The sequence below is a fragment of the Granulicella mallensis MP5ACTX8 genome, from assembly GCF_000178955.2.
GTDB classification, from domain to species: Bacteria; Acidobacteriota; Terriglobia; order Terriglobales; family Acidobacteriaceae; genus Granulicella; species Granulicella mallensis.
In genome coordinates, this window is the sequence record NC_016631.1 from 1,907,678 (window position 1) to 1,928,432 (window position 20,755).

General features: G+C 59.8%; 13 protein-coding genes. 7 read left to right on the forward strand and 6 right to left on the reverse strand.

What is annotated here, in order from left to right; genetic code table 11:
- Positions 1-71: 71 nt before the first annotated feature.
- Positions 72-1,235, forward strand: a complete 1,164-nt coding sequence (locus tag ACIX8_RS08100; RefSeq protein WP_014264851.1) for a hypothetical protein — start codon at positions 72-74, stop codon at positions 1,233-1,235.
- A gap of 360 nt (positions 1,236-1,595) precedes the next feature.
- Here the strand turns inward: ACIX8_RS08100 and ACIX8_RS08105 are convergent, their stop codons facing one another.
- From ACIX8_RS08105 to ACIX8_RS08120, 4 genes are all read right to left on the reverse strand, one after another.
- Positions 1,596-3,374 carry an ATP-binding protein gene (locus ACIX8_RS08105; protein WP_014264852.1) on the reverse strand — a complete coding sequence of 593 codons (1,779 nt, stop codon included), beginning with the start codon at positions 3,372-3,374 and terminating at the stop codon, positions 1,596-1,598.
- 143 nt (positions 3,375-3,517) lie between these two features.
- Positions 3,518-3,880 carry a response regulator gene (locus tag ACIX8_RS08110; protein WP_014264853.1) on the reverse strand — a complete coding sequence of 121 codons (363 nt, stop codon included), beginning with the start codon at positions 3,878-3,880 and terminating at the stop codon, positions 3,518-3,520.
- A 73-nt stretch (positions 3,881-3,953) separates the two neighbouring features.
- Positions 3,954-7,562, reverse strand: coding sequence for a UvrD-helicase domain-containing protein (locus ACIX8_RS08115; RefSeq protein ID WP_014264854.1), 3,609 nt, complete (start codon positions 7,560-7,562; stop codon positions 3,954-3,956).
- A gap of 288 nt (positions 7,563-7,850) precedes the next feature.
- Positions 7,851-10,547: a PD-(D/E)XK nuclease family protein gene (locus tag ACIX8_RS08120; protein ID WP_014264855.1), complete on the reverse strand. Its 2,697-nt coding sequence runs from the start codon at positions 10,545-10,547 to the stop codon at positions 7,851-7,853.
- Positions 10,548-10,730: 183 nt separating this feature from the next.
- Here ACIX8_RS08120 and ACIX8_RS08125 point away from each other — a divergent pair, with 183 nt between their 5' ends.
- On the forward strand, positions 10,731-12,713 hold the full coding sequence (locus tag ACIX8_RS08125; RefSeq protein WP_014264856.1) for an NHL repeat-containing protein: 1,983 nt from the start codon (positions 10,731-10,733) through the stop codon (positions 12,711-12,713).
- Positions 12,714-13,227: 514 nt separating this feature from the next.
- On the opposite strand, the gene ACIX8_RS08130 is transcribed toward ACIX8_RS08125, so the two are convergent.
- Positions 13,228-14,403 (reverse strand): MFS transporter, encoded by a 1,176-nt coding sequence (locus tag ACIX8_RS08130; protein ID WP_014264857.1) that lies wholly within the window; start codon positions 14,401-14,403, stop codon positions 13,228-13,230.
- A gap of 241 nt (positions 14,404-14,644) precedes the next feature.
- Between ACIX8_RS08130 and ACIX8_RS08135 the strand changes: the two genes are divergently transcribed.
- The 5 genes from ACIX8_RS08135 (at position 14,645) to ACIX8_RS08155 (ending at position 18,631) form a co-directional block, all read left to right on the forward strand.
- Complete coding sequence (locus tag ACIX8_RS08135; RefSeq protein WP_014264858.1) at positions 14,645-15,553, forward strand: SCO family protein; 909 nt, start codon at positions 14,645-14,647, stop codon at positions 15,551-15,553.
- A gap of 34 nt (positions 15,554-15,587) precedes the next feature.
- Entirely contained in the window at positions 15,588-15,971 is a 384-nt protein-coding gene (locus ACIX8_RS08140; RefSeq protein ID WP_014264859.1) for a hypothetical protein, read from the forward strand.
- Between the two features lie 82 nt (positions 15,972-16,053).
- Entirely contained in the window at positions 16,054-17,964 is a 1,911-nt protein-coding gene (locus tag ACIX8_RS08145; protein ID WP_014264860.1) for an ABC transporter ATP-binding protein, read from the forward strand.
- 14 nt (positions 17,965-17,978) lie between these two features.
- Positions 17,979-18,245, forward strand: a complete 267-nt coding sequence (locus tag ACIX8_RS08150) for a type II toxin-antitoxin system VapB family antitoxin (RefSeq protein ID WP_044176374.1) — start codon at positions 17,979-17,981, stop codon at positions 18,243-18,245.
- Positions 18,245-18,631, forward strand: a complete 387-nt coding sequence (locus ACIX8_RS08155; protein ID WP_014264862.1) for a type II toxin-antitoxin system VapC family toxin — start codon at positions 18,245-18,247, stop codon at positions 18,629-18,631. Before ACIX8_RS08150 ends, ACIX8_RS08155 begins: the two co-directional genes overlap by 1 nt.
- Here the strand turns inward: ACIX8_RS08155 and ACIX8_RS08160 are convergent.
- Entirely contained in the window at positions 18,628-20,697 is a 2,070-nt protein-coding gene (locus ACIX8_RS08160; RefSeq protein WP_014264863.1) for a S9 family peptidase, read from the reverse strand. The two genes, ACIX8_RS08155 and ACIX8_RS08160, sit on opposite strands and share 4 nt — an antisense overlap.
- Positions 20,698-20,755 lie beyond the last annotated feature (58 nt).

The following is a 20,755-nucleotide window of genomic DNA, read 5'->3' on the forward strand; positions in this document are numbered from 1 at the left end:
CGCCTATTGTGATTGGCGGGTAACTCCTCAGGAGAGACCCATCTTCGTAACAGATCAGGATAGGTAGAGCAATGGAAAATCCGATAAGCAACATCAATCGTCCAGTTAATCGCCGTTCATTTATGAAAAGCGGTCTTCTGGCAGGAGGCGCTGCAACAGTTGGCGTCGGTTTGTTAGCGAATGGAACGAAGGCCAGTGCCCAGGGTCGATCAGAGGGCAGGCTCAATGCAGGAGATGCTGCCATTCTTCGTTTTTTGGCGGCGGCAGAGCTCATTGAGTCGGATCTCTGGACACAATATGCGGAGCTGGGTGGTATTGGCAATAACAAGCCCATTGAAGTAGATCCCAACCCCAACCCACCGTTGAATAACTATCAAATAGCGTTATCAAACCTCGATACCGATGGCCCGCAATATATCACCAGCAATACGCTGGATGAAGTAAGTCATGCTGCCTTCCTGAATGCCTATCTCAAATCCAGGGGAGCCGAGCCGGTTGATTTCAGCGAGTTCGAGACTTTGCCGGGAAGTACTGCTACGGGGTCGTCAGGCAAGTTGCGCCTCACAAACCTCATGCATCTCAATGTCGACACCAGCTGGTTTGTTCGTTATCGCAGCACAAAGAACCCGGACCTGGGGGCGACCTTTCCGCAGGCTGTCACTCTCAATGGGGTTACGGCTATTCCCAAGACCGATGCCGACTTCAATGGCGGTGCCGCCAGCTTTCCGGGCAACCTTCATATTCAGGCGATCGCGAATGTGGCCGCCTTTCACTTTGGAGCGATTGAGCAGGGCGGTACAAGCCTTTATGCAGCCATGAGCCAGAAGGTGTCGGACCCGGAGGTGCTGCAGATCACGCTTGGCATCGGTGGGGATGAGATCGCTCACTTCCTGGAATGGGTCGATTTTGCCGGCAATGGAGTACAGCAGAGCATTGCTCCGTTTACCGATCCCATCTCCGGCCTGACATTCCCGGACTTTTTCAATAATCCACCGCTGCAACCGCCCAGCGTGGTTCAGCCCAGCCTGATCTTTCCTGTTCCTTGTGAGTTCATCAGCTCCGAACTCCCTCCAGTCGCCATCATTCGTCCGTTGACCGACAAGGTTACGGGCGCCGTCGCTTCGGTCGCAGCTCTTACCGCTAGTGGCCTTTTTACCGGCCAGAGCAGGAAGTTCCTTCAGACGCTACAGATCATGGCGATTGAAGCCGATGCCGCTGTTCGCTTTATTCTGTAGTCTTTTGAATTCACGTTACGTTGAATCACGAATGGGCTTGCTTCTTCAGCAAGCCCGGTTTTTTTAGCGTTTCATTTGTTCTTGCGCAGTTTCCATATAGGTGCAGAGGGTTCTTTTCAAAGTCCCCCATACCTTGTCATCTCGACCGAAGCATGACGGCTCTATGTCATGCGTCCATTCGACTTCGCTCTGGACGGAGAGACCTGCAGTTTGCTCGTGCGGGCGTCATTGCCTCCATGAGCAAGCTGCAGGTCTCTCCACTCCGGCGGCAAAGAACGCCGCCTCCGGTCGAGATGACAGTTTTGTGGTCAATTCGAAAAAGAGCCCTCTGCACCTATGTGGAAACTGCTCCTATGCACTTCAACTATCGAGTCGAGGCAGGAACACAGTAATCCTGGTTCCGTGATTCTGCTCGTCCGTGCTGCTCTCGATCTCGATTGTTCCGCTGTGCTTTTCGATGATGCCGTGGCTTACCCACAGGCCCAGCCCGGTGCCATGCTCTCCCTTGGTGGTGAAGAACGGCTGAAAGACCTGGGGCAGCGCGGCATCGGAGATTCCGACTCCGTTATCGGAGATCGTGATCTCGACACCAGCCTGCCTGCCTCCCGTCTTACCGCTGCGTACGGCGGAGCGGAGCTTGGTACGCACTGCGATGATTCCCCCCTGTGTCGAGGCATCGGCGGCATTGCTCAGCAGGTTGATAAAGACCTGCCGCAGTTCGACCGGATAACCTGTGACGCTGGCATTCGATGCAAATTCTGTCCGGACTTCAAGCTGCAACTGGCTCATCTGTCTGTTGAGCAGCAGGAGAACACTCTCCAGCATCTCCTTCACATCGACGATTACAGGCGTCTTCGACTCGCGATACATGCCCAGCATGGCTCGGCTGATCTGGGTCACACGATCGAGTTCCTGGCTGGCGAGTTGGAGAAACTGGGTGGATTCCTCGGGGGTAGCTCCGTCCTTCATCAGATAGAGCAGGTTGCCGACCGCATCCAGTGGATTGTGAATCTCGTGCGCCAGGGTTGCGGCAAGCCGGCCGGCTACGGCGAGCTTTTCCGTGGCGAGCAGCGCGGCTTGTGAGCGGAGCTGTTCGGTGATGTCGCGAAAGACCATGACGACACCGACCAGCTTGCCGGAGCGATCATGAATGGGAGCTCCGCTGTCGTCGACATTGAGCTCCGATCCATCCCGGCGCAGCAGCAACGCATGATTGGAAAGGCTGATGACGCGCTGAAGCTTTTTGACCATGGCGAAGGGGGTTTCCAGGGGCTCGCGCGTCGTCTCATGCACGATGCGAAAGACCTCTTCGAGCGGCTTGTGGACGGCCTCGGCCTGGCTCCAGCCTGTAAGCTGCTGCGCGACTAGATTGAGCAGTTCAATGGTGCCGTCGACGTCGCATACGATCACACCATCGCCGATGGAGGTCAGCGTGGTGCGCAGGCGTTGCTCGGATTCGTAGGTGCGTTGTGCATTGAGGCGCAACGACGCCAGCGTGGCCTGGAAGGCCGCGGACACCTGGTGCAGACGGCTCCGGGCGAAGAAGCCGATGGCGAGGCCGATGATCAGCGCCAGGGCGATGAGGATCTCCAGGGTCTCGCGCACCTGCCGCTGCCAGGTATCGACGATCAGGGTACGTTGCGCCTTCTGGCTTTCGACGATGTTATTGAGCCTGTCGCTCAAGGCGTCCATCTGGGCTTTGCCGCGGAGATTCAACCCGGAATCGCGGGTGTTCTGGCCCGCACTCGTCGCTGCGATCAAAGGCGCGGCGAAGGAGTTGCGCCAGACGTTGTGGGCCATGATGAAGTCGTCAACGGCGCTCGGATCGCTGCCTTGTTGCGTCAAACCGTCTCTTAGTTCATGCAGGGCATTGTCGAGCGGAACCTGGGAGTAGTCATAGGGCTGCAGAAAGATCTCGTTGGACGTGATCTGATAGCCGCGCAGGCCGGACTCCTCATTGACCATCAGGACAGAGACGAGTGTTGCCGTGGCGATATTGTTATCCGCCTTGCGCATCTGCGCGACGGTTCGTTCGGCATTTTCGATCTGCAACGACAGGATGGCGGCGACGAACATGAGCGCTACTACTGGAATCAGCAGCGTTTGCAACAACACCCGATTGAGTTGGCTCAGATTCACGGTAGGTTGAGGCTCTCGAGTTTCGTCCAGCTAAAGCAAATTTCCTGTAGGTGTATAGCGAAACCGCGACATTTATGGCCGTTTTTCCCCAGAAAAACGGTGCTGCACGCCCAATTCAACTTCCCAGTAACAGGAAATTTGCTCTAGTTGGAGAAGAGGCTGTCCAGCTTCTGCAAAAGCATGGGGGGACCTTCTCCTTTGGTCATAGAGATATCGACGAGGCCTACGAGATCTGCTGGAATCGCCATATAGGCTGAAAGCAGAAGGATGGGAACCTGAGGTTTGCGCTCGCGCATTTGAGCCGCGACCTGGCCGCCATTCATTCCCGGCATGGAGTAGTCCAAAACTACGGCCTCGACCGGATTTTCTGCAAAGATTTTCAAGCCTGTGGGCCCATCCTGCGCCGTCAGTACGGAATACCCTGACCGTTCGAGGATCATTCTGCGTACTTGAAGACCGACCGCTTCATCATCGACGCATAGCACCAGGCGGCGAGATTGCGGCATAGTTCTTCCTCCATCCAGACCCGACTGCCGAAAGAATATCATTGCGGCTCTTTTGGCTGAAGGATTTACGACGTCAGGTTGGCCAATGAATCAACCTTGGAATAAGAGGGTAATAGAGCCCGAGCATAATCTGTCTGTCCGCATCGGTTAATAGTCGGCACACAGCGGCGTAGCTTTCCATCTGCGGACTGTACTTGGCGCGTTCGTCTTCCGCAAAGCGTTCTGCTGAGCGCGAACCCTGCTCGGTGGTCTTGAAGTCGACGATCCAGAGAGCCTCGCTCCCCACGGATAAAGGCGCTGTGCCGCCCGGAAAGGTGCGGTCGACGCGCAGCGTGGGGGACTCTGCAGCCGCGAAGGTAAAGGCTCGCTCGCTGACGGCGGTTGGTTGAGGCATGAGAATCCAGCGGCCGATGTCATCGCTGAGTGTCTGCACGAGCGCTTGCAGTGCCCGTGAGGCCTCCCTCTGGCAGAGTGCGGGGGCCAGGCCTTCGCCACGCAGGCTGGCCAGCAATCGCGGCTCCCAGGAGCCCAGCTCCGCCAGCAACTGGTCGGCTGTTGTTCCACTTGTCAGACGGGTGGCAAGCACCTGAAGAAAACGATGCACTACATTGCCGAAGGCGCGCACGGCGAACGATCCCTCGGGACGCTCGAAGTTCGGTGTCTGGCGCAGGGCGGAGGCAGAGAGATATGGCAAGCGATGCTCTGCGGCTTCGGCGAAGCGCTGCAGGGGATTGAACGTCAGTGGAAGCCGGTGAATGAGCGGAGGTCCGCTGATCTGCGGAGTCCCAGGAGTGGCTGTTGGAACAATTCCTTCTGCGGATTCATCTTCTCCAAGCGATTGTTTCAGTTGCCCTTCAAGGTTCGAAGGCGGAGCTTCCAACCATGCGTCGAAGTGTTTTTGTGCAGCAGGCCAGCAGGAGTACAGCAGGGTTCCGATGGGTGGCTTGATCTCACCCTTCGACGTTCGTTCGCAGGTGGCGAAGAGATGAAGCTCTTCGCGGGCACGGGTGCAGGCCACGTAGTACAGCCGCTTGCGTTCGGCCTCCTCGCGCGCGTTTCTGATGTGGTTCAGCCACTTGTAGAGCTCGTCCGGATCGCTGCCCTTGCCGTAGATGGGAGCCAGCACGATGGATGGGCCGGTAACATCATCGCCATCCAGCTCCAGCCAGTTCAAAAGATCGCTGCGTGAGGTCTGCCCTCGTTTTTCGAGTGCAGGGACGATGACGACGTCCCACTCGAGGCCCTTTGCGGTGTGGATCGTCATAAGTTCGACGGCAACCTCTCCGCTGGCAGGTTCGGCGAAGAGTTTTTCCAGTCGCGTCTTGAGAGCACGCAGATCGATCCAGCCGCCGGGCTGTTCCAGCTCACGAAGCAGAGCGAAGAAGTGCTGGACGTTGGTCCGCTGCTCGGGCTGCAGGAGTACGTCTCCGCCGAGCGATCTCCAGGTGCGTTCGATGCGGACGGCGATGTCGCCTCGGCCGGACTCGCCGAGCGCGGTACGCAGGATGGGCCAGGCGCGTGTGAGCAGCGCACGGCCCTCGTTGCTGAGATAGGACTCGCTTGACTCGATCAGAGCGGGAATGGTGTCGGAAGAGGCGGGGGAAGAGCCTTCTCCGGTTAGGGCGAGCAGGTCGGCGATGCCCAGGCCGCACCACGGAGCATGCAGCACGGCTAGCCAAGCGACGCGGTCTGCCGGATGCAGCAGAGCGCGTGTGAGGGCCAGCGCGTCGAGGACCTCCGGCCGTTCGTCGAGGGCTTCGACCTTGACGGCCCGAAAGGGAATGGGGGGATGCGCGGCTTCGTTGCGCTGGAACTCTGCGACGATGGGCGCAAGATGACGCCGCGCACGCGCCAGCACGGCGATGCGCCAGGGTTGCGTGCGGCCCTCTGGAAGAGGCTTCTGCTGCCAGTGCTCGACGATCTGACGGATGCGGCGCGCTTCCAGAAGTGCATGATCATTTCTGGGATTGTTCGTCGGGGCGCTTTCTATTTCCTCGCCGAGCATTGCTGTATGCCAGACGATGCCTTCGCTCGTGGTCTTCTGCCGTACGGCAGTAGCGGCGACGAAGGGCACGTCGATGGCTTCGCTCGATAGCGTCGCGTCAGCGCCGGGAAAGATGCGGCTGAAGGCGCCGTTGAAGTCTTCGACCAGCGTGGCCTGCGAGCGGAAGTTCGAGGTGAGGCGGAGAACGCCGACGGGCACGTCGCCGAGGCTGGCCTCCTGCATGGTGCGCATGAAGCGTTCGACTCGGGCCTGCCGAAAGAGATAGATCGACTGCTTGGGATCGCCGACGAGAAAGAGTGTCTGGCTGTGGCCGTCCCACGAACGCGTGAGCAGTTCGATGAGCTCGTACTGGCTGGACGAGGTGTCCTGCATCTCGTCGACCAGCAGATGCCGCAGCGTTGCGCCGGAAGACCCGGCAAGATCGGCGGGGCCGTCATCGGCACGCAGAGCCTCGCGGGCCGCAAGCGCCAGTTCGGCAAAGTCGCATTCGCCGCGTTCGGCGAAGAGCACTTTGAGTTCGGCGAGCGCATGGAGCAGGAGGCGGAAGAGGGCTTTGGCGACCTCCCACTGTCCGTCCGGATAGCGTGCGGGTGGCAGCGCACGGAGGGCATGGAGCGCATCCAGCAGCCGGTCGTTCTGGATGGATTCGATCAGTTGAACCAACTGCTCTTTTTCGTACTTCGGAAGCATGAAGCCGAGGTTTCTGTCGGTGATTCCTCTGGATTTGCGCCAGTCTTTCTGCGTCAGCAGGAGATGGACCAGCGCAACCCAGTGGTCAAGGTGTTCCGCCTTGGTCTCAGGAGGTCCCTCAAGTCCAGCGCAAAACGAGATGGGGGAAGCCCCGTCGTTGTAGCCGGGCTGCATTCCCAGGCGAGCGGCCAGTGAGGCCAGCTCTTGCAGTAGCCCCGCTGGCATGGCTTTGGTGGCTCGCGTCAGGCCCGCGCAGACGATGTTCTCCAGCGCGCTCTCCAGCCTGGGTCGCACCTCTCTGTCCAGTGCGGCATCGTCCAACAACTCGCGATCGAGCGGAATGAGTTCGCCCCACTGTTCGCGCGCGGCCAGCATTCTGGCCAGCAGTGTTTCGCAATCGCTCAGGCTGCCGTCGCGATGCAGCAGGATGGTGCGCAGCGCCGTATGCAGGGCGGCATCGCTGCCGCCGAGCTGCATCAGAGTACGTCGCGCAGCTAGCCGGTAGAGCGGCTCTGCATCTTCCACGGGCGTGCGTGAGCCTCCGCTGCCCGAGAGTAGCGGCAGGGTGCTTGCGATCTCCGCGCAGACGGAGTCGATGGTGCGGACGCGCAGTCTTTGTGGGTTCTCGATCAGCTCCCAGCCGAGCGCCGCATCGCGTGCCAGGACTGCCGTTGCGAACTCGCGTGTTGCGCGCTCGAAGGTGCTGTTCTGGTCGAGCAAGGGTGTCTCGTGGTGCGCTTTTTCCAGCTCTGTGAGAATGCGTGCGCGCAACTCCGCGGTGGCCTTCCGTGTGAAGGTGATTGCCAGAACCTCTTCCGGTTGTACGACGCCATCTTCTGTGAGCAGCTTGAGATAGCGCTGCATCAGCAGGCCGGTCTTGCCTGAGCCCGCCGGGGCTTCCACGATCCATGAAGCTTTGGTGTCGAGCGCGCTGGTTCGCGCGGCAGCGTCGGAGGGCGGCGCTGGGAACTGGAGTACGTCAGCCATGGGCGTGCTCCTCGTGGAGACGTGCCTTCGCTGTTGCCTTTGGTGCTGCTGTTGCTTTTCTGGTTGTCATTCCGAGCGCAGCGAGGAACCTGCTTCCTCCCGTTTTTCGTTCGTAGTGCCCAGAAAATATGTGATCTGGAACGGGGGCCGGGTTGAACTGACGCACGACGTTTGTGGTGACACAAGCAAAAAGCGGGAGACAGCAGGTTCCTCGCTGCGCTCGGAATGACAACCAGAAAGGCAAGGGCCAAAGCACCGGCAAAGACATCTTTTCATCCAATGGCATGTCTAGTTGTCCTCTCCCGGTTCTTCTTCCTCTTCCGTGCCGGAGAGCAGGCTTGTGGGATCTAACCGACAGAGCAAACGCTGCGCACAGTGGACGCAGGTCATCGGATAGTCCTTGGGATGCACGGTAGCGTCTCCTCCGGCGAAGGACTCCGCCAGTGTCGTTAGCGTTGTGCGCCACTCTTCGACTTGGCTCTGCATATCGAGCACAGTCCTGGCCGGAGTGCCTGGAATGAGGCCTTCTGCATCCTGATAGCCGAGCCACTTCATATCTCGTCCCGGACGCACCTTGGCGAAGGCCAACCCCTTCAGCTCTCCCGCGCCGGGGAGCAGGGCATAGAGCGGGAGCTGCGGTTCATCGGGACGTTCGCCCAGCCAGTTCTTCGGATCTGAGGAGTAGCTGGTTTTGTAGTCGACGAGAAAGACACCGCCTTCGACGATGTCCAGGCGGTCGATGCGCAGCTTCAGATCCAGCGGACCGATATCGATCAGCTCATCGTGCTCGATGTACTGTACGGTGAACGGCCCACGCTCCATCTCTTTGTCGAGCCACTGCAGCAGGACGCGTTGCAGGCGTTCCTTCTGCAGGGCCACATAGGCTTCGTCCCATCTGCCCTGAATGTTGAGGTCTTTGTCGAGAGCCTGGTCGATACAGCGGCCCAGCAGTTGCGCGCGTGCATCACGAGACATCGCTTGCAACGCAGACTGCGACTGAACCTCTTCCCAGAAGCGGCTCATGGCTCCATGCAGCAGGCTGCCGTTCTCGCGGGCGTCGAAGCCAGCATCGCTGGCTTCGAGTTCGGTGGCTCCCAGTCGTATCTCCGCAAAGGCGCGGAAGCCACACGCAGCTTGCAACTGGAGTACGCGTGCGCCACCGCGTACGTTCGAGCTTGGTAGTGGCGGCAGAGATGCGATGTCTTCGACGATCTCCTCTGTTACCTGAAGCGCAGCGGGAGATGCGGGGTTGAGGTCGCGAGCCGCAACCTGCTGCCAATCAAGTTCGGCGATAGCAGGAGAGAGCCGCTGGTCGCCGTCGGCATTCTCTCTCGCATAGGTAAAGAGCACATCGCTGGAGCTGCTCAGCAGGCGGTCCAGAGCGTATTGCGCTCGCTCGGTGGCGCGCGGCTGGCTGGTGCCGGGCATCCCCAGGCTGGCCTGCAGTCCCCAGCCAAGCAGGGGATTCGAGCGTTCGACAGGAGGCCAGTTTGCGTCTGTGGCGCGGGCGAAGAGGACGGCGTCAAAGGTCATTCCGAGTGCGTTGGCGGGAGTCATCACCTGCACAGGAGCATCGTTGGAGGGCGGCGCGAAGAGGGTGGCGTTCGCCTGGCGTTCCAACGTACGAAGCGCGGTGGAGAAGGAGACGCGCCGGCCCCGGAAATCGAGCGTCGCCATCTGGTCGAGCAGATGGTCCCAGGCGATAGTCGCCTGAAACTCGTCGCCGGTCAGAGGCCGCTCGCCAGGCCAGTTCGCGGCCTTCGCGAGACCGCGGAGGAACTCGGCCCAGTCGGCAAAGCCGCGCGGTGTGCCACGATTTTCATTCCTCTTGAAGAACGCATTCAGCGGCTGCAGCCAGGCAAGAGGGGCTGTGCCACGGCTGGACTGCTGTGCCAGATACAGCAGTGAGGGCAGGTCGATCTCCGGGCGAAGCAGCTTGGCCTGGCGCAGATCGTAGGCATCGAACTGTGCGCTCTGGTTCTGCCCGCCGGACGTTCCAAGATACGGTGAAAGCAACAGGGCGCTGACCTTGCCGAGTTCCAGCGGGCCCTGTGTCCAGCGCGCGAGATCGAGCGCTGCGGCGATCATCGGCAGGGAGGACAACGGCTTGCCGCTGGAGAACTCGTAGGGAGTGGAAGAAAGATCGATGCCAATCTGTTGAAGCTCGGGAGCGAGGATCTCGCGGAAGAGGGTCTCCAGTTCCGCACGATCTTTCTCCATGTCAGGCAGCAGAACGCCGACACGCGCGCTCGGTCGTTGCTCAACAAAGTTTCGAATCCAGCGGGCGAGTGCGAGCAGTTCATCCTGTTCGTCGTCTGCCTGCACGATCGCTCGCTGGGCGCCGAGTTGCAGCGGTACGTCCATTGCATGCTGCACGAAGACGGAGCGCATGGCATCGAGCAGCTCTGTCCGTGCAGGAACCCAATCGCCAAAGCCTGCCAGCGTGACGTGGGTTGGCGCAGTCAGGGTTCCAGCCTCGATATGCTGCCGCAGTACGGTCTCCAGCGCAGCTCGCGAGAGGTAGCCACGCTGTTCGCATCCACGCGCAAAGGTCTCCGCCCAGCCTGCAAAGGTTCGGGCATCGTGGGTGGTGGCAAAGGCTCGCAGGCGTTCCGTCGCGTTGTAGGCATGGGCGAGGTTCCAGGCCTGGCGTGCCATATCGGCGAGCGAATCCGACGAGCCCAGGGTCGCTTCGTCGCCCTCCCGTGTGCCTGTGACGACCTCGCGCCACAGGTCATGTTCCTGCGCTTCGTTCAAGAGCAGGCGCGTGTCTGCGCCGGAGACGATCAGATCGCTCCAGAGCGAGTCCATCCACTGTCCCCAGGAGAGAACGCGAGCAGGCTCCCATGCCTGCAGTCCCAACTCGCGCTGGCTCGCGTCAAAGGCCCGGCGCAGGCTGCGAGAGGCGGCCTCGGTGGGCATGACGATGAGCGCACTACCGCTGAGGGCGTCGAGAAGCGCTAAGGGTAGGGCGGCCAAGGGCATCGATTATGTTTATACGCTGGTAGCCGGTGCGTAAACCATGACGCTGAAGAGCCCCAATTCCGATGAAGTTTTTACACCTTACTGTCCAAAGTGTTGTTGGTCTGCTGATAACCTAACTGGATTCGGCCCCTGTTCTGCATATGTTTTACGCATAAAACCACCATTCCGGTGCGGGAGAAATTCGTGAGAATTCGTTGTCTGTCTTTTTCGTCTGTAGCCAGCGTACTGAGCGTGGCTTTTGCTCTGGGACTCAGCGGTTGCTCGACGAACTTCGGGGATGTCTCCAATACCGCGACTCAGACCGCGATGCACATTCGCGGCGTGGTTCATGGCGGTCAACAGCCGATCAGCGGCTCGCATGTCTATATGTATGCCGCGAGTACGGTCGCTTATGGCGGTCAGGGGATCGCCCCCACTTCAGGGACCACAGGCAATGCATCGACCTCGCTGCTGACTGCCGCGACGGGAAATTCGGCGGATACGAACGGGAACTTCTACGTCACTACGGACGCCTTCGGTAACTTCGATATCAGTGGGGCTTTTGCCTGCACTTCAGGCCAGCAGGTCTATCTGTACTCGACCGGCGGAGATCCGCAGTTGGCCGGCTTCGGCGTTGCCGGCACCCCGAACCCCGCAGCCTCGCTGCTGGCGGTAGTAGGAGGTTGCGCCAGCGCGACTCCCGGCGCCGCCTTCCCGGGTGTTTCCTCCGTGTTCATGAATGAGGTCAGCACAGTCGCTGCCGCGTATGCGCTGGCGGGCTTTGCCTCCGACCCGCTGCACATCGGCGCGCCCAGCGCGGTGACGGGCCATTCGCTCGCCGGAGTCGGATTGGCTAACGCCTTCAACACCGCGTTGAACATCGCGAACCAGGCTAGCGGGACTCCCAATGCGACCCTGCCTCTCAACAGTAACGCCGTGGTGCCCGTGACCACGATCAACACCCTGGCAGACGTCCTGGCCGCGTGCATCAACTCCAACGGCATCAGCTCGTCGGGATGCAGCACGCTCTTCGCCAACGCGACGAACGGCACGGCGCCCACCGACACAGCGGCAGCGGCGATCAACATCGCGCAGCATCCGGCAGCCAATGTCTCTGCGCTGCTCAACCTGGCAACCAACGCCAGCCCCTTCCAGCCTATCGTCACTGCTGCCAACGACCTGACCCTCAGCATCAACTACACCAGCAGCCTGCCCGATCCAGAGGGAATTGCGATCGACGGCACAGGCAACGTCTGGGTCATCAACGGGAGAACCAAGTCTGTGACCGAGATCTCCAGCGCAGGAGCGGTCCTCTCCGGGACCAGCGGCTACACCGGCGGCGGCCTGAACAATCCAGAGGGGATTGCGATCGACACCTCGGGCAACGCCTGGGTGGCGAATCAAAGGGGTGTCGCTGTAACCGAGATCTCCGGCAGCGGGTCATTCCTCTCCGGGGCCACTGGCTATACCGACCCCAGCGGTGGCCTGGGTCAGCCCGATACAATTGCGATCGACGGCTTGGGCAATGCCTGGGCGACGAATTCCGACCAAGGCTTCGTGACTGAGCTCTCCCGTACCGGGACAATCCTCAACAGCTACACCATCGATAACGGCCTGTTCAATGCCCAGGGGATAGCGATCGACGGTTCGGGCAACCTCTGGTTGTCTAATGGATTCGCTAACGCGGTAACCAAGGCCTCCAGCACCGGGGCAAACCTTTCCGGGGCCGGCTTTACCGGCGGCGGCCTGGGTGATCCCGACGGAATCGCGATCGACAGCGCGGGTAACGCCTGGGTGGCGAATATAGGTACCTCTGTGACCAAGCTCTCCAACTCCGGAGCAGTCCTCTCCGGACCCAACGGCTTTACCGGCGGCGGCCTGAACGATACCCTTCAACTCGCGATCGACGGCTCGGGTAACGTCTGGGTGGCGAATCTGGCAGGTAACTCCGTAACCGAGCTTTCGAACTCCGGGGCATTTCTCTCCGGAGCTAATGGTTACACCAGCACTGGCCTGAACGAACCCTTTACGATCGCGGTCGATGGCTCAGGTGACGTCTGGGTGACGAATAAGACCTCCATGACGGAGATCGTCGGCGTCGGTACTCCCGTGATTACTCCGATCGCCGCCGGTCTGCCCGTGATCCCAACGGCGAACGGAAGCAGCAACCTGGGCACACGCCCGTAGCTTCTGTGTTCAAGAGCGCTGGGTTTACAGGTCCAACTACTTTTCTTGCGCCTGGAGAAGTCCCGAATAGGTGTAGGGTGTCTCCGCAACTGCGGCTCGAGATAAAGATCGAGCCGTGCAAATAGTTTGTCAGGGCAAGATCCGGAAGGGCAGGGTTTCAACCCTGCCGTGAAAGCCGTTCCACAAGAACCTACCTATCTGCCGAAGGCTGGAGTGAAGGCGTAGCCGCAACGACTGAATTGCTTTCTTTGGTTGCAGCGAACAGGTAGCCGCATTCGCGAATACACCTCGGGTGTCCCTGTGCTACCTGGGCTACACGCAGGAATACAATTCAGTCGTTGCGGCTGCGCCTTCACTCCGGCCTTCGGCAGAAAGGTGAGCCGTTCAGCCCTGTTTTTATGGCAGGGTTGAAACCCTGCCCTTCCGAGTCTTGGCTTAAGAAGCAATTTGCACGGCTCGATCTTTATCTCGAACCGCAGTTTGCGGACACACCCTACACCTATGCGGGAATCCTCTACAGTGCCGGAGACGAGCTGCTACGCGCCGGGTTCCAGAAGCTGACGGCAAGCAGCAACAGGGCGAGTACCATCGGCACAGCCATCGCAAGGCGTAATGATCCACTGTGTGTGGAGACGATCCCCATCAGCCACGGAAAGGCTGCGGCGCCAAGGCCGGAGACCGCCAGCACAAATCCCGCTTCTCGTGCCGAGGGCGAGCGGCGCATCAGCAGGCCAAAGGTTGCCGGGAAGAAGGGTGAGAGGCTGAGCCCCAGCAGGATGCAGCAGAGTGAAAGCTCCGTGGCATGGTGCGTCATCGTCAGCGCCCCGGTGAAGACGAAGGAGAAGACCAGGCCCACGCGCTGCACGGTGCTCTCGCGGATATAGCGAAGGGCAATCGAAGAGAGCCCGCGTCCTGCGGTGAGCGCCGTCCACATCAGGATCGTGGCGGACTGGCCGCCGAGCAGATGCGTGTCGGAGTAGCGAAGGGTGTAAGTCGTGAGCCAGCCGGTGAGGCACGTCTCCAGTCCACCGTAGAAGAAGAGCAGCAGCACGAAGGGAAGCAGGGCCTCCATCGGGAGAGAGGGATTCCTGGGTGCATCGGACGGTTGTGAATCCCGGGAGGCTTTTCCAGGCCGCAAACGCCAATCGAGGCCTCCTCCGATACTGATGACGAGAAACGCCGCGGCAAAGTACAGCAGAAGATTGCGCAGGCCGAAGTGCGGCATCAGGGCCGCGATGATGACGCCAGCGCCGACCGCGCCCAGGCTCCAGAAGAAGTTCAATGAGGCTAGAGCTGAACCGGTGTGTGCGCGGTAACGGTGTCCCGCGAGGATATTGGTCGAGGCGATGATCTGACCGAGCCCGATGCCTGCGACAAAGAGTGTCAACATGCCGCTCAGGAGCCCTTGAGACAGCCCAAAGGCCCCGAATCCGGCACAGGCCAGCAGAGTGCCGCCGAGGATTCCGAACCGCAGCTTGCGCGGTACGGTGACGCCTCCGATGAAGGAGCCGAGAAACTTGGCGAAGAGCAGCAGGCCGCTCTGGGAGTCGGCAAGATGCCAGTTCTGCGAGACGGAGGGGAGGATCGGGCCGAGGAGAACAGTCCCCAGCCCCGTGAGCAGGAAGCCGAGAGCGAGCCAGAGTACGGAGGGACCTGCGGTCGTGTCGTCGGGTCTGTGCGATAACTGCACTGTCGTTTGCTCCTGCGTTGGACAAACCTGTCCGTGAAGGTGAGGCAGAAGCGAGCTCAAAACAGCAGGAAATTCCTGAGGTTTTGCCTTCCGCAGTAGCTGCCGCACCGGGTCAACTCTGTTGGTGAAGCTTTTGGCTGTGATGCTAACACGGCACGCCAGAGGGCGAAGGACCTGCAGCGGGCCAGCTATCATAAGAGGTGAGCCCGATTTCTTTTCATCGTGCTCCCTGAGGCTCTTCGTGCGTTTGCGTTTTACTCTTCTCGCTCTTGTTGCTGCCATGACCCTGGCGCTTGGCAGCCTTGTAACCGGCTGTCACTCCGCGGCGAAGCCATCTGCGGTTGCAACGAAGCACTACCCGATACGGGGAGTGGTCGTCGAACTGGACGCGACCAACAAATCCGTTCTGCTGAAGCACGAGTCGATTCCCGGCTTTATGGAAGCGATGACGATGGCCTATCGGTTGAGCGATCCGACGGTGATGTCGGAACTGCATCCGGGCGACAAGATTACCGCAACGCTGGTGACCGACCAGGATGCCGATGGCCCAACGAATATGCGCCTGACCGACATCGTCGTGATCGCGCAGGCGCGGCCGGATTACAAGCCGACGGTGCAGTATCACGAACCCGCGCCGGGCGATTCGGTTCCCGACTTCGCACTACTTAACCAGTCGGATAAGAAGATCAGCCTCAAGCAATTCCGGGGCAAGGTCCTCCTGATGACCTTCATCTACACGCGCTGCCCTTTGGCGGACTACTGCCCGCGCCTGAGCCGCAACTTTGCGGAGATCGACAAGTCCCTCAGCACGGATGCCGGGGTCTATGGCGAGACGCATCTGCTTAGCATCAGCTTTGACCCTACCTACGACACTCCAAAGGTGCTGCGGAGCTATGGCGGAGCCTACACTGGACGCTATACGCAGGAGCAGTTCGGGCATTGGGACTTTGCCGCGCCCACGACGGATGAGATGGCGAAGATGGAGCAGTTCTTCGGTCTCGGAGTCACTCCTGGAGACAACGGGACGCTGCAGCACTCGTTGTCGACGCTGGTGATCGGCAAGGACGGAAAGGTTGTTGCGTTCTATCCAACCAACGACTGGACTACCGACGAAGTGATCGCGCAGATCCGCAAAGCGGCCACTGCGTAACTACAAACTTTAATTCTGAAAGCGAGATTCCTCTGTGGCAAAACTAACGATCGTCTTTGGTGTGCTGCTGGTTGTTCTGGGTGTTGCCGGCTTTGTGATGACCGGTTCCAGCCATCCGACGTCCCTCATCCCCTGCTGGTTTGGCCTGGTGCTGGCGCTCAGTGGAGCCTTGGCATCGGGTAATGACGCGAAGAAGCGCATGCTCTGGATGCATATTGCGGTGACCGTTGGCTTGCTGGGCTTCCTTTTCCCGGCGGTGATGTCCATCAAGTCGCTGGTCAAGGCGCATGCCCAGCAGGTGGAACTGGCTCATCCGGCAGCGGTGCATGAGCAGCTCATCATGGCGTTTGTCTGCCTGATCTTCGTCGTTCTGTGCGTTCGGTCGTTCATCGCAGCCCGCCGTGGGCGTGTAGCCTGAGTCTTCGGTGAGTCTGGAACATCGAACACTCAGGACTTCAATGAGACTTCGATTCATCGTGGCAGGACATTAGGGTTAATTCATGGCAGGTTTAGGAAGCTCGGGTCTCGGTCGCGGCAGTGGTGGTTTGCGTTCGGCCGAGAGGCCCTCGCGTAATACCAGTAAGGCTCTCAGCGCCGATTTGACGGCGAAGCGTCCAAAGCCGAAGCTCAGCGACATTCTGCCCGAGATCTGGGTGCTGATCAAGCCGCGTCTCTGGCTCCTCTCCGGCTGCTTTTTGCTGATGATCGTCAACCGGGCATCGAGCCTCGTCCTGCCCGCTCTCTCTCGGCCGCTGATCGACAAGGTGATGAATGCGAAAGACATCTCGCTTCTGCCGATGATCGTTGGCGCGGCTGTCGCGGCCACGATCCTGCAGGGCGGCACCTCGTATGCCCTGACCCAGTTGCTATCCAAGTCGGGCCAGCGTCTCATTACCGACATCAGGAAGCAGGTACAACAGCACATCGGACAGCTTCCGGTCGCGTTCTACGACGAGAACCGTACGGGCACGCTGGTGGCTCGCATCATGAACGATGTTGAAGGCATCCGCAACCTGGTCGGCACCGGAGTGGTGGACTTTGTCGGCGGCGTGCTGACAGCGATCTTTGCGTTCGTCTGGCTACTGCATATCAGCGTAAAGATGACGCTGCTCACTTTCGTTATTCTTCTGATCTTTGGGGCGATCCTGCAATATGCCTTCAAGACGATTCGCCCGATCTTTCGCGAGAGAGCCAAGATCAGCTCCGAGGTGTCTGGCCGCCTGACGGAGTCGCTTGGTGGCGTCCGCGTGATCAAGGGCTACCATGCCGAGGCCAACGAGGCGAACGTCTTCGCCGCCGGCGCGGAGCGCTTGCTGCGGAACGTCATCAGTTCGATCACGGCGCAGTCGTTTATGGGGCTGGCTGCGACAGCCGCTCAGGGCATCGTTACGGCACTGGTGATGTTTATCGGAGCCCATGAGCACTATGCCGATAAGCTCACCGTGGGCCAGTACTTCAGCTATGTGATGTTCCTGGTCTTCATGATTGCGCCGCTTATTCAGCTTGTCTCGGTCGGCACGCAACTTACTGAAGCTGTTGCCGGTCTCGACCGCACCAGGGAGGTTCTCGCCGAACGGCAGGAGGACGCCGATCCTCTGCGTTCGCATGAGATCGGTGTCGTGTCCGGAGATGTTCGTTTCGATGATGTGAGCTTCTCCTACGTTGACGACAAGCCTGTGCTGCACAACATCAACTTCGAGTCCAAACCTGGAACGGTGACGGCACTCGTTGGATCGAGCGGCTCGGGTAAATCGACGATCATCAGTCTGATCTGTGGCTTCCATACCGCGCAGAGCGGAGCGGTGCTGATCGACGGCCACGATCTCGCGACGTTGAAGCTCAGCAGCTTCCGGAGCCAACTTGGTGTCGTGCTGCAGGAGACCTTTCTCTTCGATGGCACGATTCGCGAGAACGTGAAGTTCTCGCGGCCTGAAGCGACGGAAGAAGAATGCCTGAAGGCCTGCTCTATTGCGCGTGTGGACGAGTTCGCCGAACGCTTTCCAGAAGGCTACGACACCATCGTCGGGGAGCGTGGAGTGAAGCTCTCCGGCGGACAGCGGCAGCGCATCTCGATTGCACGAGCGATCCTGGCGGACCCACGCATCCTCATCCTCGACGAGGCCACGAGCTCGCTCGATTCGGAGTCCGAGGCGCTGATTCAGCATGGTCTGAGCTACCTGATGCAGGGACGGACGACCTTCGTGATCGCGCACAGACTTTCAACGATTCGCCGGGCCGACCAGATTTTGGTGATCGAGCAGGGAAGAATTCTGGAGCGTGGCACCCACGACGAGTTGTACAAGCTGGGAGGCCGCTACTACGACCTCTACACGCAGCAGCATGGGCTGGAGACGAATCTGTTCCTGGCGCCGGGTGAGGGTGACAAGGTGGAGTTGACCGCCAAGGCTTAGTAGCCATGTACACTATGTACATGGCGTTGCATATTACCAATCCGGCGGTGGAGCAGAAGGTACGAAGCTTGGCCTCTGTTACCGGAGAATCCATTACAGAGGCCATTGGTGCGGCCGCGGAAGAGCGCCTGATTCGTTTTAACGCCGCAGGGAAAAACCTATCCTCTCCTTCCGTTGAAGAGGTTCTGGCGATGATACGGAGCTTCAATCTGAAACCTATCAACGAAGACCTGACGGACGATGAGATTCTGGGGTACGGCCCAGAAGGTTTTTGCGAGTAATGGTTATTGATTCATCAGCATTGGTGGCAATCCTCCTCGCAGAACCTGATGCCTCAATTTATATTTCCGCAATATTGAACGATGTGACGAGACTCATCTCTGCTGCGACACTTGTAGAAACCTCTATCGTCATGATCAGAAGAAGAGAGCCTGACGCTATTGCCGCGCTCGATGCTGTTGTAGCCCGACTGCAATTGACTGTCATTCCTGTAGATCGTGAACAGGCTCTACTTGCCCGACAAGGGTTCCGACGGTTCGGCAAAGGACTGGATCGCGCAGGACTTAATTTCGGTGACTGCTTCTCCTATGCGTTGGCTATGCACCTTAACGAGCCCCTGTTGTTCAAGGGAAACGATTTTACGTTCACGGATGTTCTCCGTGCTTAGCCCTTCTCCTCCACCAAGCCAAGCTCCTTCAGCAAAAACGCGAAGTCGAACGCAATCTCCTTCAGATAGTCGTAGCGTCCCGAAGCTCCGCCGTGTCCCGCATCCATATTGATGTGCAACAGCAGAGGCGTGTCGTTGGTCTTGAGCGTGCGCAGCTTGGCAACGTACTTCGCCGGCTCCCAATACATCACCTGAGAGTCGTTCAGGCTGGTCTTCACCAGCATCGCGGGGTACGCTCCTGCCGCGAGGTTGTCGTACGGCGAATAAGACCGCATGTAGGCAAAGGCCTCGGGCTCGTTCGGATTGCCCCACTCTTCATATTCGGCGACCGTGAGCGGCAGGCTGGCGTCGAGCATGGTGTTCATCACATCGACGAAGGGAACATGCGAGAGCACCGCGTGGAAGAGGTCTGGACGCATGTTGGTGACGGCGCCCATCAGCAGGCCGCCGGCGCTGCCGCCTTCGATTGCGACGCGCTTGCGGTCGCCATAGCCTTCGGCGAGCAGGAACTCCGTCGCGTCGATGAAATCAGTGAAAGTGTTGCGCTTGGACATCATCTTGCCCGCATCGTGCCAGGGATCGCCGAGTTCGCCACCGCCGCGGATGTGGGCATAGGCGATAACAACGCCGCGGTCCAGCAGGGCCAGTCGCGAGGCGCTGAAGCCCAGCGGCAGCGCGTAGCCATACGATCCATAGCCGTAGACATAGAGCGGCGACGAGCCGTCCTTGTGAAACTTGTCGCTACGATAGACGAGCGAGATCGGAACCTGCACGCCATCGGTCGCGCTGAACCAGAGACGCTCGGAGGCATATTGCGAGGCGTCGAATCCTCCCGGCACCTCCTGCTGCTTCAGCAAGGTCGACTGCTGCGTTGCCACATCGTACGTAAATACCGACGCAGGCCTGACCAGCGACTGGTAGGCGTAGCGGAACGTTGTCGTTGCAAAGTCGCGATTGATCTCGCCAAAGGCCGTGTAGGCGGGATCGGGGAAGCGGATGTCGTTTGAAGTGGTGAGCAGACCTGAGGCGTCGAGGGCGAAGACGCGCAACACCGGGAGGCCGCGCTCGCGGTAGCTGGCGACGAGGAAGCTCTGGAAGAGATCGAAGTCTTCGAGCGGAGCGTCTGCGTGCTCGGGCAAGATCTCCTGCCAATGCTCACGGCCTGGGGTGTCCACAGGTGTGCGCACCAGCTTGAACTGCTCCGCCTCGTGATTGGTGCGGAGGTAGAAGAAGCCCTCGCGATGCTCGACGGAGTACTCCTCGTCATCAACGCGTGGAGCGATCAGGGTGAAGCTTCCTTCAGGTTTTGTGGCATCGAGAAACCAGCTCTCGCTGGTGGTGTGGCTGCCGCATTCGAGCATCAGGTAGCGGCGGTCGAGCGTACGGCCCACTCCGATGTTGAAGCGTTCGTCCTTCTCTTCGAAGACGAGTGTGTCTTCGGTCGAACCGAGGCTGTGCCTCCAGAGCCGGTCCTGGCGCTTAGTCTGTTCGTCCTCGGTGGTGTAGAAGAGCGTCGCTGAGTCCGCTGCCCAGGAGATCGAGCCCACGCGTTCGGCGGTGTCGGTCAGGGTTTCGTTCGTCTCGAGGTTCTTGATCGCGAGCCGGTACTGCCGAAATCCGGTGTTGTCCGTTGTATAGGCCAGCAGCTTTCCGTCCGGACTGACGCCGAGGGTCCCAACGCTCATAAACGGCTGGCCCTCGGCGAGCGCGTTGACGTCGAGAATCGTCTGCTCTTCGCCTGGGCCCTCTGCGGCGCGGCGGCAGAAGCGGGGATATTGCAGGCCTTTTTCCGTGCGGGTCAGATACTCCCAGGCGCCGTCGCGATAGGGGACTGAGACATCGTCCTCCTTGATGTGCGACAGAATCTCGTCATAAAGCGCACCCTGCAGTGCCTCGGTGCCCTTCATCGCGGCACTGGTATAGGCATTCTCGGCTTCGAGGTACTCTGTTACGCGGGGCGAACCCTTGTCGCGCAGCCAAGCGTAATCGTCGTGTAGCTGCGTGCCGTGGATGTCCAGAGTCTTTGGTTCAGGGGTGGCGAGGGGTAGCTGCGATATCGAAGGCATGAGTTCTCCATCTCCAGAATAAAGCCGCCGGGACCAGGATGGGGACAACGCGGGAGGG